The sequence below is a fragment of the Streptomyces sp. CT34 genome (assembly GCF_000805335.1).
Taxonomy (GTDB): Bacteria; Actinomycetota; Actinomycetes; order Streptomycetales; family Streptomycetaceae; genus Streptomyces.
In genome coordinates, this window is the sequence record NZ_KN708638.1 from 6,219,921 (window position 1) to 6,234,155 (window position 14,235).

The window sequence follows — 14,235 nt, forward strand, 5'->3', positions numbered from 1 at the left end:
GGCCGGGGAGGGCAGCGGGGGGGGAGGGGTTGCGGGGTTGAGGAGTTGAGGGGGCTGTCGGTCGGCTGCGACCTGTCTTGAGGCCGGCGCATGGCTGCCGTTTGCGGGGCGGTGTCGCCTGGTTGCACGGGCGGCGGCAGACCGGGTGACACCGCCCTTCAAAAGGCGGTTGTTCAGAGGTGGTGAGCTTTTCGCCCTTGAGGTCTTGTAGGGTGTGATCGACGCATACCGCCAGGATGACCAGCAGCGTCCCGTCCTGCGGGCTCAGTTGCGAGATCTCCGTGGCGGACAACGGCACCAAGGTCAACGCCGGAGGCCGACGCCTCAACGGCGTGATCCGGCTGCGGGTCGCCGCCTCGGTGATCCCTGACCGGCGGTCACCCCTCTCCGGTCACGCCGCCGACGTCCAGGTGCCCAGGGACATTTCGGCGGTGATGCCGGGGCCGAAGCCCGCCATCAGGCCGCGCTGGCCGTCGATGGCCGACGCCTCGTCAAACATCCGCGCAAGGGCGTCGAGTACCACCGCGCTGGCGATGTTGCCGTACTCGGTGAGCGTCGCCCGGCTGAAACGGAACGCCTCGGGAGGCACGCCGAGGAAGTGGCTGAGGTCGTCGAGAATGCGCGGGCCGCCCGCGTGGACGATGTAGAAGTCCAGGTTGCCCGCGTCCCATTGGTGCTGTTCCGCGAGTTCGCGCAGGGCGGGCGCGAGCGGTTCCATCGTTCCCGGGACGCGCTTGTCCAGCCGGAAATGGAATCCGGTGGAGCGTACCGCGTAGGAAATCCAGTCCGCGGTGTCCGGAATGAGATACGAACTGTTGCGTTCCAGGCGGACGCCGGTACCGCCGCTGCCCCGCATCACGGCCGCCGCGACCGCATCGCCGAAGAGGCCGTTGGACAGCAGCGATCCGACACCCACATCCGTGGGCTGGTAGCACAGTGAGCAGAACTCACACGCGATGAGCAGCACATTGGAGTCCGGATACGCCCGGCAGAAGTCATGTGCCCGGTTGATCGCGGCACCCCCTGCGGCGCAACCGAGTTGGGCGATCGGAATCTGCCGGGTATCCGACCGGAATCCCATCGTGTTGATGAGCCACGCGGTCAGTGCCGGCATCATGAACCCGGTGCACGACACATAGATGATGAGGTCGATGTCCTGTGGTTCCAGCTCCGCGTGTTCGAGCGCCCGCCGCGCCACGTCGGGGACACGGGCCTTGGACTCCTCTTCGTAGATGGCACTACGGGCGTCGAATCCCGGGTGCTCCAGCACTTTGTCGATCGGCTGGATCAAATGCCGTCTGACCACGCCGGTGTGCTCGATCAGCCGGAGCACCAGATTGAGCTGCGAGTGATCGCTGTGCAGCTGACGTGCCAGTTCGAGGGTGTCTTCCCTGGTGATGATGTACTCAGGGACCGCGATCGCCGGTTTACACAGAACCGCCATGGGATGCACTCCTTGCAGATGTGGTCCGCCAGTGCAGTTACTGCGCTGAATTCGCGTCACCGTTTCCCTTCGTCGGCCGACGGAACTCACGGTGGTGAAGTGCGCGCATTTCGCGGTGCATAACACCACAGTCGCTCCGGCGGCCTGACGTCCAAGACCCTGGGTGGGACACGAGCGGGCCATCCGTCGAAGAAAGAACTCTCCCCTACAGGTGGGTCATGTTTACGAGCAACCGTACGCCAGGGGAGTAGGTTCCGCATGCTGCTGTTGACGCCGGCGCCGTGGCCGCCTTCCTCACCACATGACCGGCAGCGCCAGCGGATAGCGCCAGATCGACGTCTTGTTCCAGCGCACTTCCTCCGGCGGCTTGGCCAGTCTCAGCTCCGGGAAACGCTTCAGGAGGGTGCCGAGCGCGGCCTGGAGTTCCGTCAGCGCCAGCGGGGCGCCCAGGCAGTGATGCGCACCCCAGCCGAAGGTCATGTGGGCCGAGCCTTCCCGTTCCATATCCAGCTCGTCGGCCCGGTCGAATTTACGACTGTCCCGGTTCGCCGTCAGATACGAAACGTGCACGATGTCCCCGGCCCGGATCTTGACCCCGCTCAGTTCCACGTCCTCCAGGGCGACGCGAGGAATACCAACTCCTTTGCGGAACGGGATGAACCGCAGCATTTCCTCGATCGCCTGCGGAAGTGCCTCCGGCCGCTCGCGCAGCATGGCGAGTTCCCGGGGGCGGGTGAGCAGCGTGTACGCAAGGTTGCCGATTTCGTACGTGGTGGTGTCCTGACCGGTGATGAGCAGCACCATGGCCATCACGGTCAGTTCCTTCTCGTCGAGGACCTCGCCCTCGTGACGAGCCGTGGCCAGCGCGCTGATCAGGTCGTCTCCCGGCTCCCGCCGCCGCTGTGCCGTCAACACCTCGAAATACTTGCGCATTTCGGCCTTGGCGTGGATGGCGTTGTCCTTGTTGTCGAGGCTGACGTTCATCATCGTCCGGGCGTGGGCACGCAGTTGCGCGCTGTCGCCGTCGGGGATGTCGAGCACCTCGCAGATCGTCGTCAGCGGCAGCGGCGACGCCAGATCCTCCATCAGGTCACCCGGAGAACCCTTCTCGACCATGCGGTCCAGCAATTCGTCCACGACGCGCTGGGTCCCCACCCGCATACGCTCCACCTGACGCGGGGCGAACGCCTTGGAAACCAGACTCCGCAACCGGCTGCTGGCCGGTGGGTCCATCACGTTGATGGCCTCGTCCTGGACGATCGGTTCCGGCGTCATGCGGGGGAAGTCCCGGCCGATAATGGCGTGACGGCTGAATCGCCGGTCCGTCGTCACCGTGCGCACGTCCTCGTACCGCGTGACGAGCCATGCTTCGCCCTCGCCGTACGGCAGCCGAATGCGGGCGACCGGTTCCTCGGTCAGCAGGCGCTTGAGCGTCGGATCGAACTCAAGGGCCTCGGCGTAGTCGAATGGGCAGTTCCAGACGGTGGAGCCGGATTCTGATGCCATTCTGAACTCCCGGGGTGAGATGTGAGGGTTGGGTTTCTCGATAGCGGCGGGTGCACCGTCGAGGACGTACCTGCCCTCGGCAATCGGCACATGCGCTCCGTGTGTTGCATGCGCGCTTTTCGGCCGCGAGGGCCCTATTTCATCCCGGATAGCGTAGCCGCGGAGAAGCGGTGCCGCCTTCGCTGCCGAATTCGAGGCTACGGGGTCCGGTGCGCAGCGCCCACAATTCCCCTGTGTATTACGGAACGGCGCACCCGGCCGAATTATTAGACCGATTGGGTGATGGGTGAGAGGCGCTGCGGGGCGGGGTCGCGGAGCGAGGCGATCCGGTGGGCTGGGGGTGGCGAGGGGGCGGCCCGCACGGTCGTGTGGCGGACTCCTCCGGCTGCTGCCGGGTGGTGGTGGCGCGATCGTGCTGGTTTGGCCGTAGAGACATATCCAAGGTCGCTACGGCTATGTCGATTGGTTGTTGGATCACCGGCGGATCGGCGGATCGGCGGATCGGTCGGTCGATTGACCGTTGGTCTGCTGGTTCCAGCGGAGGGGGAGCGCGCGATGGCGGTGACCGAGGGCCCGCGAGCCGGGCGGCTTCTGGGACGGCACCCAGCGCACGGCGCCCCCGGGTACTGAGCGACAACTTTCTGTGCTCCGGCACCGACCGGCGCACCGGGGCGTCCCCACCTCGCCCGTCCGCCTTCGCCGCCGAGAACGTGGCCGCGGTCCGCGTTGCCGTATGGCCGGGATTCCCGGTCATGTTCCGGCCGTCCCACCCGCGGCCGGCCGGTCCGACTGGGCCCGGCCACTTCCCTGGCCGTTGGCAATGGCGGCTGTGCGAAGATGAGCCGCCCCCCGACGGGCGTACCCCAGTCGTACGCCGGTTCCCACAGGAGGTGTGATCCACGATGGCCTGGTCAGCGACCGCCCGGTACGGTCTGGACCCCGCTCCTGGCGGCCTCGGTCTTGTACAGGATCTGCTCAACACCGTTGACGCGGGCGCCCCGCGGCTTCCGGATCTGCTCGCCGGGGTCACCCAGGCCCAGGCATGGATCGATGAGGCGACGGCGCAGTGGACGGCGGTCACCGGACAGCAGGTGCCCCGGGTTGCGCTGGACGCCGACGGGCTGGCGGAGCTGCGGGCCTTCCGCGACGGCCTCCAGGAGGCCACGGCCAAGGCGCAGGACGCGGCATCCGGGGCGGGGGTGCTCGCGCCCGTACTGCACTCCGCGACCGCCGCGCTCCGACTGGGCGACGACGGGCTGGTCCGGCTGGAGCCGCGGGGCACCGGGTGGCGCCGGCTGGCCTCGCTGGCGCTCGCCGCCACCTTCGAGGGGCAGCAGGCCGACACCCGGCGCCGCCTCAAGACCTGCCGCAACCTCCGTTGCCGGGTGGCGTTCTACGACCGTTCGCGGAACAACAGCGGGGTGTGGCACGACGTCAGGAGCTGCGGCAACGCCGCCAACCTGCGTGCCTACCGCGCGCGCCGGCGCGCACAGGGCGGCTGAACCACCGACCTGACACGTCAGCCTTGGATCCGGCAGGTCCGAAAGCCCCCACCCGGGGCGCGACCGACGGCCCCACCGGCAGCCGCGACCGGTGGCCCCGGAGGGCCGGAGAAGCTGAACGGCCCGGGGAAGACCTACCGCAAGCACTGTTTGCCCGGCTACGTCCCGGGAAAGCGCCCGTCGTTCCCGCTCCCGTCCACGGCCATGGCCGGCCGCTCCACCAGCCCTCAGCCCGCCGTCTGGTGCGCGTCCCGGGCCGCGTCCACGAACCGCTCCAGAGCAGCCCAGAACGGGGTGTAGGCGGCATCGAACTCCTCGCGGCAGTCGGTGCCATCGGTAAGGGCGGACTCGAGCGCCTCGTAGAAGGGACCGGTCGCCTTCTGGAGGGCGAGTGCCGCAGCCGCGGCCGAAGGCGGACCCTCCAGTTCCACCACCCGCGCGCAGCGCCGGATCTTCGCATACTCGGCGACCTCTTGGTCGTGCAACTTGCCGAGCTCGCCGTCACGATCGTCCGAGGCGGGAAGCCGAAGCTTCGCGGAGATGTCCCAGTACAACTCGCCCATCCGATGGGTCTGTTCGATGAGATCCAGATACGCGGTACGCCGGCTCTCGCGCAGCCGCTCCGCACGCTGCGATCGCGCGGCGGTCTCCGCCTGGATCCTGGCGGCCCGCGCACTGCCCCGGCTCGTCACCCAACTCGCCAGTACCGCAGTACCGCCGGTCACCGCCGCGATCGCCAGCGTCCACACCGTGCTGTCACCCACGTGGCGTCACAATACCGACTCCCCGTCAGCCGCCTGTAGGGGCACTTTCGCCGAGCCCCGCGCGGTCGCCACCGCATCCGCCCCGCTCACATCCGTCCTGCTCGCGCCACCCGGCTCGCCGAGCTGTCACCGCCGCCCGACAGGCATGTGGCTGCCGTGGCCGCCACCCCCGCCGCCCCTCCCGCACACACTCCGCCCGGACGCCGGCCGACCTCTCGCCCCGTATCCCCGCCAGTCCCGCTCCTCCTCTGGTCCCTATCTCTCACTCAGAGCTAAAATTGCAGGGTGGCCACAGGGGACCTCCCCGACTCGCTGGCCGACGTACTGGCCGGAATCCAGCGGCTGATTCGCCGGCGGCTGCGCCACGGCCTGACCGCCCCCAGACTGCGCGGCGCGCAGGTCGAACTCCTGCGGCTGGTCGCCTCCCGGCCCGGTATCCGGGTCTCCGCCGCCGCGAAGGAGCTCTATCTCGCGGGCAACTCGGTCTCCACCCTGGTCAACCAGCTCAGCCGGGCCGGCTACCTGCGCCGGGAGACCGATCCCGACGACCGGCGCTCGGCCCTGCTGTACCCGACCCCGGAGGCCCGGTCGCGGCTGCACGACTGGGAGACCCGCCGCAGCGCCCTCGTACGCGAACAGGTCGCCCGGCTGCCCGAGGTCGACCAGGCGGCACTGGCCGCCGCCCTTCCGGCCTTGCGCCGGCTCGCCCACAACCTGCACGAGGAGACGGAGGGACCATGACCAGCGAAGACCCCGGCCGAATAGTCCCCAGGACCGCCCCCGCCCAGGCCCCTGTCACGGCCCCCGAGCGCCCGGACGAGCCGGCCGGCCGGTCGTCCGCCGACGCATCCGCCCCGGCGGCATCCCCCGACGCGGTCACCTGCCGCGCCCTGTACTACGCCTTCGGCGAGACCAAAGCCGTCGACGGAGTGGACCTCTCCGTCCGGCCCGGCGAGGTCTTCGGGCTGCTCGGCCCCAACGGCGCCGGCAAGACCACCGCCATCCGCTGCATCACCACACTCCTCCCCGTCCCGGCAGACACGGTCCGGGTGTTCGGGCACGATGCGGCCAGAGAGCGCATGGAAGTCCGGCGCCTCCTGGGCTACGTTCCGCAGCAGCTGTCCGCCGACGCCGGGCTGACCGGCCGGGAGAACGTCGAGCTGTTCGCCCGGGTCTTCGACGTCTCCCGCCGGGAGCGCGCCGCCCGTGTCGACCAGGCGCTGGCGGCCATGAACCTCACCGAGGCCGCCCACCGGCTCGCCAAGACGTACTCCGGCGGCATGATCCGCCGTCTGGAGCTCGCCCAGGCACTGGTCAGCGCGCCCCGTCTGCTGATCCTCGACGAACCCACGATCGGCCTCGACCCGATCGCCCGGACCACGGTCTGGGAGCACATCAACGCGGTCCGCGCCGCCACCGGCATGACCGTTCTGGTCACCACGCACTACATGGACGAGGCCGAGCAGTACTGCGACCGGGTCGCCCTGATGCACCGCGGACGCATCCGCGCCCTCGGTACGCCCGAAGAACTCCGCTCCGCGCTACGGACCCGCCGGGCCCGCGCCGCCACCGCCCCCGACGCGGCCCTCACCTCGCCCTCATCCTCGCCCCTCCCCTCAACACCGCTGCCCTCGCACACCGCACCCCCTCCTTCACGCTTCTCCACCTCTTCCTCCCCTTCCCCTTCTCTCTCCCCCTCTCCTTCCTCTCCTTCATCGCCTCCCTCGTCCGACGCGGAGCCGACGCTGGAGGACGTCTTCCGGGACGTCGCCGGCAGCGGCCTCGACGAGCAGTCAGGAGACTTCCGCGATGTCCGAAGCACCCGCCGCACCGCATCTCGCGTCGGCTGAACCCTCCACTGCCACCGGCCACTTGGACCTGCTGCTGGTCCCACCACGCGCCCGTACCGGCTGGCGGGTACTGCCCGCCCGGGTCGTCGCGATGTGCATGGTCGAGCTGCAGAAGCTGCGTCACGACCGGACGGAGCTGTACACCCGAGCCGTCCAACCCGCCCTCTGGCTCCTGGTATTCGGTGAGACCTTCACCCGTATCAAGGCCATCCCCACCGGCGGCACCCCGTACATCGACTATTTGGCGCCCGGGATCATCGCCCAGTCGGCCATGTTCATCGCGATCTTCTACGGCATCATGATCATCTGGGAGCGGGACGCCGGCATCCTCACCAAGCTGCTGGTCACACCGACTCCGCGGTCCGCCCTGATCGCGGGCAAGGCGTTCGCCGCCGGGGTGAAAGCGCTGCTCCAGGCGGTCGTGATGATCGTCATCGCCGCCCTGCTCGGGGTGGCCATGACGTGGAACCCGTTGCGCCTGCTGGGAGTGGTCGTCGCCGTGGTCCTCGGCTCGGCGTTCTTCTCCTGTCTGTCGATGACGATCGCCGGAATCGTGCTGACCCGCGACCGCCTGATGGGTATCGGCCAGGCCATCACCATGCCGCTCTTCTTCGCCTCCAACGCCCTCTATCCGGTGGCGGTCATGCCGGGCTGGCTCCAGGCGGTGAGCAAGGTCAACCCCCTCAGCTATCAGGTCGACGCCCTCCGCGGACTGCTCTTGGGCACCCCCTCCCATCTGGGCCTGGATTTCACCGTCCTCACCGGCGCCGCGGTCCTTGGCATCGCCGCGGCTTCCTCGCTCCTCGGCCGTCTGGCTCGCTGAGGCCCTCTCGCCCTCCGGCGCCCGGCCGTTCGGCGGCAGGACGCCGCACGGCGGGCCGGGCCCCGCCCGCACCCGCAGTCTGCGGAAACACCCCGGGACTGCACAACGCTCAGTAGTCATGTCACCACCGTACGGCGTGCCACTGACAGTCTGTCCGGCCTGTGGAAACGTCCTGCGGCGACCGTTCAGTGCCGAGGGTTGGCGGGCGGCGCCTGAATGACCGACCAGCAGCGGCGCCGGCTCCAGGCCGGCGACTCAAAGCCAGTCGCGCCGCTTGGAAATGGCGTACAGACTGACGCGTACCACGGCCGTCAGCCCGATCGCGCCGATCGCGCAGGGGCGGCCGAAAGCCCAGTTCGGTTCCGGCACACCTCCGCCAACGCCGGCATCTCGGCGTGCTGCCGCTGGTTCACCGGCGTCGCGTTCACGGTGAGAATGTTCTGGGGGCCTGCCGGAAGCTGTCCACGCGTTCCGTTGTCTGCCCGCGGACCGCCGCCGAATACCTCGGTCCCGGTCTCGTCGATATCGTTCTGGACGCCCGCGACCACTGGCGCATAGCCATCGACCACGGCGCCGAGAATCGCGTACAGCACCGCCTCGGGGCCGCGTTTGAGCAGCTCCGGACTGCCCTCCATGCGGCTCCGGACGGCGGAGAGATCGGGCGCGCCGCCGTGCCGCACGGCGATGACGAAGCCGCGGCCCACGAAAACGTGCGGCACGCCGAAGTCCACCTCTCCGGTGACGTCCCGGTAGCGCTCCGCGCTACGACGAATCGGGTGCCGCCGTACCGCTCCGGTTTGGGCCGCTGAAGGGCCTCCAGTGAGTCCTCAAGGACGAGTGGATGGAGGTCGAACTCCGAGGCGAGCGTGCTCAGTTCGACGGGAGTGGGGCGGTACAGACCGATCCAGGCCGCCGAGTCCGGGGTGGCGCGCAGCTGCCGGACGGTGTCGGCGAGCGTGTCATGGCTGCTGACGTGCCGTCCGTCCCGGTACAGGGCCGCACTGATGGCGCTGTTGGGGGCATCGGTGAAGGACTCCAGGGTATCGGGTACGGCCGCGGCCCCGGAGGCGAGGGCGCGGCGGGCCGGCTCCTGGACGGTTTGCGTAGACCGCATAGACCGCATAGACCGCGCAGGCCACGCGGCAGCCGGTGGCCGGGTCGTTCGGGCTCATGGCGGCACCCGCCTCCGTCACAAGAGAGGATGAACGGGCACACAGAAGCTCGACGCAGGAGATCTGCCCAGGGTGTCTGCACTGGTCAGGGGCCATGGTGCAGGATGGGGGAGGTTGCGGCGCCGCGTGTGTCGCATCCGCCAACATTTGTAGGTTTATCTCTAGAATCGTGCGATGCAGATACCGCAGATAGCCAGCGCCCCTCTGGATGAGGTGATTCGGTGAACGGCCCCGATGCCACCGACGAGCAGTGGGAAGGGCTCGCCGAGGTCGTACCGCTTCGCGGCAGCAGCGAATGGCCTTCCTGGCCCGACCACCGAGCCCTCCCCGACGACGAACCCACAGAGGAGGCACGGCGGTTCATCGTCATCCGCGTTCAGACCTTCGCGGACGCACGTGAGGTTGCCGAGTACCTCATGGCGCAACTCCCGGTGCTCCTGGACCTCAGCAGTGCCGATGCCGATGTGGCCAAGCGCATCCTGGACTTCTCCAGCGGGGTCGTCTTCGGGCTCGGCAGCGGGATGCACCGCGTCGACACCAACGTGTTCCTGCTGGCGCCCGTCGGAACCGAGGTGGCGGAAGCGGCGGCGGGCGGCGTCCCCCATTCGTAGGAAGAGCAGTTGGGTGTAACGGTTCTCCGGTCGGGTGGCTGCATAGCGTCCAGCCATGGACACTGGCAGTGCACGACCGGCGGTCACCGAATTACGGCTGTCCGCCTTCAAGGCCCATCGCGGCGTCACCCTCCCGCTCGGTCCGCTGACCCTGCTCAGCGGCGAGAGCGGCAGCGGCAAGTCCAGTGCGCTGCAGGCGTACGAGATCCTCGCCCGGCTCGGCAGCGGGGAACCGCTGGCACGAGCCGTCGGGGTGGTGGCGGGCGGAGCGACCGCGTGCGTCCCTGCGGGCGCACGCCCCGACGGGCAGGGGCGGCGCGGATTCCGTATCGGCTGCACGGTCGACGGCCCGGCCGGCCCGGTCCAGCTCGACCTCGCGGTGCAGGCCGAACCCGAACTCCGCATCGTGGGCGAGCGGTTGATCGGCGGCGGCGAGACACTCCTCACCACCGCCCTCACCGATCCGACCCGCCCCGCCGTGCAAGCCGCCTGGCACACCGCCGGCGCCACCCCCGTGACCCGCGCGCCACTCCCCGACGACCGGCTCGGCACCTCCCTGCTGCCGCTGCGCGTCGCGGGCAAGACGGCCGGCCAGCAACTGGTCCTGGCCGCGGCGGAACAAGTCGTGGTCGCACTGCGTTCAGCCTTTGTGTGCGATCCGCGACCGGAGGCCATGCGGGGGCCGGCGGCGGGTGCGGAGGACGGCTCCGCCGCGGACGGTGCGTCAGGTGGGGGAGGCGCCGGACGCGGAAGCGGATCACGCACGAGCACATCGGGCCGATCGAGGAAATCCGGCGGGTCGGCTGGGGCCGGCAGGTCGGCGGGCACGCGTGGACGCAAGGCCGTCCGCGGCAGCCGTGACGCCAGCGGCTGGGCCCGCGACGCCGACGAGGAGCGCGACGAAGGCCGACTGCGGTCGTCCTGTGACAACCTCTCCGCCGTCCTCGACCGTACGAGCCGCGAATGCGCCCGCCGGCATGCCGTCCTGGTTGCGGCGGTGCGGGAAGCCTGTTCCGGACCCGTCGACGGACTGCGGGCGGTGCCCCGGCAGCCGGGCCCCGCGGCGGCCGGCACCGCCGCAGCCCCGGCAGGTCCCGGAAACGGCGGGGCGGCGGGCACCCGGACCGGGCAGACGGCGCACGGGCCGCAAGCCCTGCAGGCCGTCCTCGACCGCGGGGACCTCGGTGAGATGCCCGTCGAGCAGCTGGGCGACGGCGAACTGCGCTTCCTCGCGCTGGCGCTGGTCCTCCTCACCGGCCCCGGGGTGCTCGCCATGGATCCCGCCGGCGAGATCCCCTCGGCGCAGCAGCAGATGACGGTCATGGCGGACGGAATGGACCGCTGCATGGATCGCAGACAGGCCCGCGAGCTGGTGTCGCTGGCCGTGCGGATGGCCGATCGCGGCCATGTCCGGCTCCTGGGGACGGTACGGGATCCGACGGTCGCCGAAGGGCTGCCCGGTGTACAGGTGCTACACCTAGGGGTATGAGCGAGGATCTTCATGCCCTGCAGCGACGCCTGGCCGAGTTCGCGGCTGCCCGGGACTGGCAGCAGTACCACACGCCCAAGAACCTGGCCGCGGCGCTCAGCGTCGAGGCTGCGGAACTGGTCGAGATCTTCCAGTGGTTGACACCGGAGGAGTCGGTGAAGGTGATGTCCGACCCGAAGGCGGCTGCCCGGGTCGAGGACGAGGTCGCGGATGTCCTGGCGTATCTGCTGCAGTTCTGCCAGGCGCTGGGCATCGACGCGTTGACGGCGCTGGCCGCGAAGATCGAGCGCAACGAGACGCGCTTCCCGGCAGTCCGCCAGGCCCCGCCGGACCGGCCGCGGGATGCTGAGTAGCAGGATTCCGACGGATGGACCGGCGGGTGGGGCGGCGGCTCCGCCCCTTTCGTTTGTGTGCCGGTGCCCGGCTCGCGTCGCCGTCGGCGTGCGGTCGCCGCCGCGGGACGATCGCTCCCGAGCCGGGCCGCCTGATCCTGATCCGCGCGGTCGCACCGTGATCCGCACGGCTCAATCCGTCGCCCGCGCGGTGAACTCCCGTGTGCCGGGAGGCAGCTGAAGGGATCATGGTGGTCGGCGCTGCGGGAGTGTCCCGCGAGACAGCGGTGGCGCGCTGCGTCCCGTGAGCGGGGCGGGAGTTGAATGACGTGTGGGGGAGCGAAGCGGACGAAGTGGAGCCAAGGCCGCGTCCCGATCGCACCGAAACCGCCTGTCATCACTCTCCGGAGTTATGGATCTTTCCACAGCGCCTTGGTTGTCCACAGATTTGCGAATTCCCCTGGCTTTTTTGGCTGTTAACCCTCACGCTGGGTAGTGGAAGGAGTGCGGGGTGCATGCGAAGGAAGAAGGAAGGAGGGGGCAGATGGACGCGGTGCGGATCATCGCGGCCAGTCGCCGCGACCTGGCGCAGGCGAACTCGGTCCATGACGTGATCGTCGAGGCATGGCAGGCGCAAGCCTTGGCGGAAGCGATAGGCAGCCATCTCGCGATATTCGGTCCGTACGAAGTGCGGTCCAGAGCTCGGGGGCTGGGTGATGCGGGCGGGCGGTTCAGCGGGGGACTGCTGTGCTCGACAGCGACCACCGGCGGGCTCCGGGCGGCTCAACTGACCGAAATACGCGACGTCAAGGCGGCTCTGACCGGCCTGTGCCAACTGTTGCGAGAGGTGTGCGAGGCACTGGTGGGAGTAGTGATCTCGGCAGACGAGGAGGGCATGTACTGGACCTGCGTGGAAGCCATGGACACCGCCGACGAATCCAGGGACCACGTCGCCGGGATACTGGAGAAGCTGGAGGTACGCGAGCGTCATCTGGCCTGATGGAGCGGAGAGCCGCTCACCGGCCGCCCCCGCCGGCAGACGTCGGCGCGTCACGGCCCCGACACTCGGGTTGATCACGCCAACCCGGTTCGCCCCGGGCAGCGCACGATCACCCGTGACCCGCCATCCGTGACCCGCAACGGCCGCGCTCAGCCCGCTCCTTCCCCGCAGCCCCCTGGCCGCTGCCACCGGCCTCAACCGTCCTCCTGATCGAAACCGTCCTCACGGTCTCCACGGTGCCGACCCACACGGTGTCGTTCCACGCGTGTCGATCCACCACAGCAACTGCCGTTACCGCAGGCGGTGCTTCATTCGCCGGCGCCGGCGCCACCGCCCATCCCACTGCCGCTGCCTTCGCGCCCACAGCCGGCCTGCGCGCTGGGGCCGTCCTCCGATGTGCCACATCTCGCACGATCGGCAATTGCCCTGCGGCAGACGGGTTCCCGCCTCGTCGCGCTGGCCCCCCGAACAGTGAAGATGACTCTGAACGCCATTCATGACTCGTGCTCACGACCCACACGCGTAAACCCACTACGCACACCGGCATGACCCGACCTGGTGCTTTGACACGCGCCGGCGGTTGGTCCGCAGCTCAGCGTGCAGGATGGAGGTATGGACCTACGAATCTTCACCGAACCTCAGCAAGGCGCTTCCTATGACACCCTCCTCGGGGTGGCCAAGGCCACCGAGGACCTCGGCTTCGACGCGTTCTTCCGCTCCGACCACTATCTGCGGATGGGGAACGCGGACGGGCTGCCCGGCCCCACGGACGCATGGATCACCCTGGCGGGCCTGGCCCGTGAGACGCGGCGCATCCGCCTCGGCACGCTCATGACGGCCGGCACCTTCCGGCTGCCGGGCGTGCTGGCCATCCAGGTGGCCCAGGTCGACCAGATGTCCGGCGGGCGGGTTGAACTCGGCCTCGGCGCAGGGTGGTTCGAGGAGGAGCACCGGGCATACGGCATTCCGTTCCCCAAGGAGAAGTTCGCGCGGCTGGAAGAACAACTGGCGATTGTCACCGGCCTGTGGACCACCGAAACAGGACAGGAGTTCTCTTACGACGGCAGGTACTACCACTTGGAGAAGTCGCCCGCATTGCCCAAGCCCGCCCAGCACAAGGTACCGGTGCTGGTCGGCGGACACGGTGCGACGCGTACTCCGCGGCTCGCGGCGCAGTACGCAGACGAGTTCAACATCCCCTTCGCCTCGCTCGAAGACAGTGAGCGCCAGTTCGGACGGGTGCGGGCGGCCGCAGAAGCCGCCGGGCGCAGGGGAGACGATTTGGTGTACTCCAACGCCCTCGTGGCCTGCGTCGGCAAGAACGACGCCGAGGTGGCACGGCGGGCCGCGGTCATCGGCCGGAACGTGGACGAACTGAAGGCAAACGGCCTCGCGGGCTCGCCCGCCGAGGTCGTCGACAAGATCGGCCAGTACGCGGCCATCGGCTCGTCCCGCGTCTACCTGCAGATGCTGGACCTTGATGACCTGGACCACCTGGAACTGATCTCCGCGCAGGTGCAGTCCCAGCTGAGCTGAGCCCGGCAGGGCCCGGCTGAGTCGAGTCGGCCGGGCCGGGGCCAGGGTACGGGCGGCGCTGCCGGAAGCCGGGAGTGGGGAGTGGGGAGTCGGCGGCGGCGCCAGCCCTGGAGCAGACGGGTTCCGGGAGCGGGGGCGGAGGCGGGGAGTCTGGGTGGTGGGGGCGTGGGTGGTGGTGGGGCGCGACGGCTCGGGGGCGGGGGGGG

Annotated in this window: 12 protein-coding genes and 1 pseudogene; 9 read left to right on the top strand and 4 right to left on the bottom strand. The window is 69.5% G+C overall.

The window, feature by feature from the left end:
* Positions 1 to 391: 391 nt before the first annotated feature.
* A complete protein-coding gene (locus tag RZ84_RS27170; RefSeq protein ID WP_043266606.1) occupies positions 392 to 1,444 on the bottom strand; it encodes a type III polyketide synthase in 1,053 nt (350 codons plus the stop codon).
* Positions 1,445 to 1,738: 294 nt separating this feature from the next.
* Entirely contained in the window at positions 1,739 to 2,950 is a 1,212-nt protein-coding gene (locus RZ84_RS27175; RefSeq protein WP_043266608.1) for a cytochrome P450, read from the bottom strand.
* 902 nt (positions 2,951 to 3,852) lie between these two features.
* Between RZ84_RS27175 and RZ84_RS27180 the strand changes: the two genes are divergently transcribed.
* Positions 3,853 to 4,452 (top strand): CGNR zinc finger domain-containing protein, encoded by a 600-nt coding sequence (locus RZ84_RS27180; RefSeq protein WP_043266610.1) that lies wholly within the window; start codon positions 3,853 to 3,855, stop codon positions 4,450 to 4,452.
* A 227-nt stretch (positions 4,453 to 4,679) separates the two neighbouring features.
* Here the strand turns inward: RZ84_RS27180 and RZ84_RS27185 are convergent, their stop codons facing one another.
* The gene (locus RZ84_RS27185) at positions 4,680 to 5,216 is read right to left on the bottom strand and encodes a hypothetical protein (protein WP_043266612.1); all 537 of its coding nucleotides are present in this window, start codon (positions 5,214 to 5,216) and stop codon (positions 4,680 to 4,682) included.
* Between the two features lie 285 nt (positions 5,217 to 5,501).
* On the opposite strand from RZ84_RS27185, the gene RZ84_RS27190 reads away from it, so the two are divergent.
* From RZ84_RS27190 to RZ84_RS27200, 3 genes are read left to right on the top strand one after another with little or no spacing between them, the layout of a single operon-like run.
* Positions 5,502 to 5,957, top strand: a complete 456-nt coding sequence (locus RZ84_RS27190; protein ID WP_043266614.1) for a MarR family winged helix-turn-helix transcriptional regulator — start codon at positions 5,502 to 5,504, stop codon at positions 5,955 to 5,957.
* On the top strand, positions 5,954 to 7,066 hold the full coding sequence (locus RZ84_RS27195; RefSeq protein WP_043266617.1) for an ATP-binding cassette domain-containing protein: 1,113 nt from the start codon (positions 5,954 to 5,956) through the stop codon (positions 7,064 to 7,066). Before RZ84_RS27190 ends, RZ84_RS27195 begins: the two co-directional genes overlap by 4 nt.
* Positions 7,026 to 7,889, top strand: coding sequence for an ABC transporter permease (locus tag RZ84_RS27200; RefSeq protein WP_043266620.1), 864 nt, complete (start codon positions 7,026 to 7,028; stop codon positions 7,887 to 7,889). Before RZ84_RS27195 ends, RZ84_RS27200 begins: the two co-directional genes overlap by 41 nt.
* A gap of 255 nt (positions 7,890 to 8,144) precedes the next feature.
* Here the strand turns inward: RZ84_RS27200 and RZ84_RS27205 are convergent.
* Positions 8,145 to 8,912, bottom strand: a pseudogene (locus RZ84_RS27205) (CorA family divalent cation transporter).
* Between the two features lie 370 nt (positions 8,913 to 9,282).
* Between RZ84_RS27205 and RZ84_RS27210 the strand changes: the two are divergent.
* The 5 genes from RZ84_RS27210 (at position 9,283) to RZ84_RS27230 (ending at position 14,029) form a co-directional block, all read left to right on the top strand.
* Positions 9,283 to 9,672, top strand: coding sequence for a cell division protein SepF (locus RZ84_RS27210; protein ID WP_043266622.1), 390 nt, complete (start codon positions 9,283 to 9,285; stop codon positions 9,670 to 9,672).
* Positions 9,673 to 9,727: 55 nt separating this feature from the next.
* The gene (locus RZ84_RS27215; protein ID WP_043266624.1) at positions 9,728 to 11,161 is read left to right on the top strand and encodes an AAA family ATPase; all 1,434 of its coding nucleotides are present in this window, start codon (positions 9,728 to 9,730) and stop codon (positions 11,159 to 11,161) included.
* Positions 11,158 to 11,514, top strand: coding sequence for a nucleotide pyrophosphohydrolase (locus RZ84_RS27220; RefSeq protein WP_043266626.1), 357 nt, complete (start codon positions 11,158 to 11,160; stop codon positions 11,512 to 11,514). Before RZ84_RS27215 ends, RZ84_RS27220 begins: the two co-directional genes overlap by 4 nt.
* A 523-nt stretch (positions 11,515 to 12,037) precedes the next feature.
* The gene (locus RZ84_RS27225) at positions 12,038 to 12,493 is read left to right on the top strand and encodes a DUF6099 family protein (RefSeq protein WP_043266628.1); all 456 of its coding nucleotides are present in this window, start codon (positions 12,038 to 12,040) and stop codon (positions 12,491 to 12,493) included.
* Between the two features lie 612 nt (positions 12,494 to 13,105).
* The gene (locus RZ84_RS27230) at positions 13,106 to 14,029 is read left to right on the top strand and encodes an LLM class F420-dependent oxidoreductase (RefSeq protein WP_043266630.1); all 924 of its coding nucleotides are present in this window, start codon (positions 13,106 to 13,108) and stop codon (positions 14,027 to 14,029) included.
* Positions 14,030 to 14,235 lie beyond the last annotated feature (206 nt).

What these genes read in the sequence shown, in the direction of transcription:
- RZ84_RS27170 (WP_043266606.1), bottom strand. Translation starts at nt 1,444, where the DNA reads ATGGCGGTTCTGTGTAAACCGGCGATCGCGGTCCCTGAGTACATCATC.
- RZ84_RS27175 (WP_043266608.1), bottom strand. Translation starts at nt 2,950, where the DNA reads ATGGCATCAGAATCCGGCTCCACCGTCTGGAACTGCCCATTCGACTAC.
- RZ84_RS27180 (WP_043266610.1), top strand. Translation starts at nt 3,853, where the DNA reads ATGGCCTGGTCAGCGACCGCCCGGTACGGTCTGGACCCCGCTCCTGGC.
- RZ84_RS27195 (WP_043266617.1), top strand. Translation starts at nt 5,954, where the DNA reads ATGACCAGCGAAGACCCCGGCCGAATAGTCCCCAGGACCGCCCCCGCC.
- RZ84_RS27200 (WP_043266620.1), top strand. Translation starts at nt 7,026, where the DNA reads ATGTCCGAAGCACCCGCCGCACCGCATCTCGCGTCGGCTGAACCCTCC.
- RZ84_RS27215 (WP_043266624.1), top strand. Translation starts at nt 9,728, where the DNA reads ATGGACACTGGCAGTGCACGACCGGCGGTCACCGAATTACGGCTGTCC.
- RZ84_RS27220 (WP_043266626.1), top strand. Translation starts at nt 11,158, where the DNA reads ATGAGCGAGGATCTTCATGCCCTGCAGCGACGCCTGGCCGAGTTCGCG.
- RZ84_RS27225 (WP_043266628.1), top strand. Translation starts at nt 12,038, where the DNA reads ATGGACGCGGTGCGGATCATCGCGGCCAGTCGCCGCGACCTGGCGCAG.
- RZ84_RS27230 (WP_043266630.1), top strand. Translation starts at nt 13,106, where the DNA reads ATGGACCTACGAATCTTCACCGAACCTCAGCAAGGCGCTTCCTATGAC.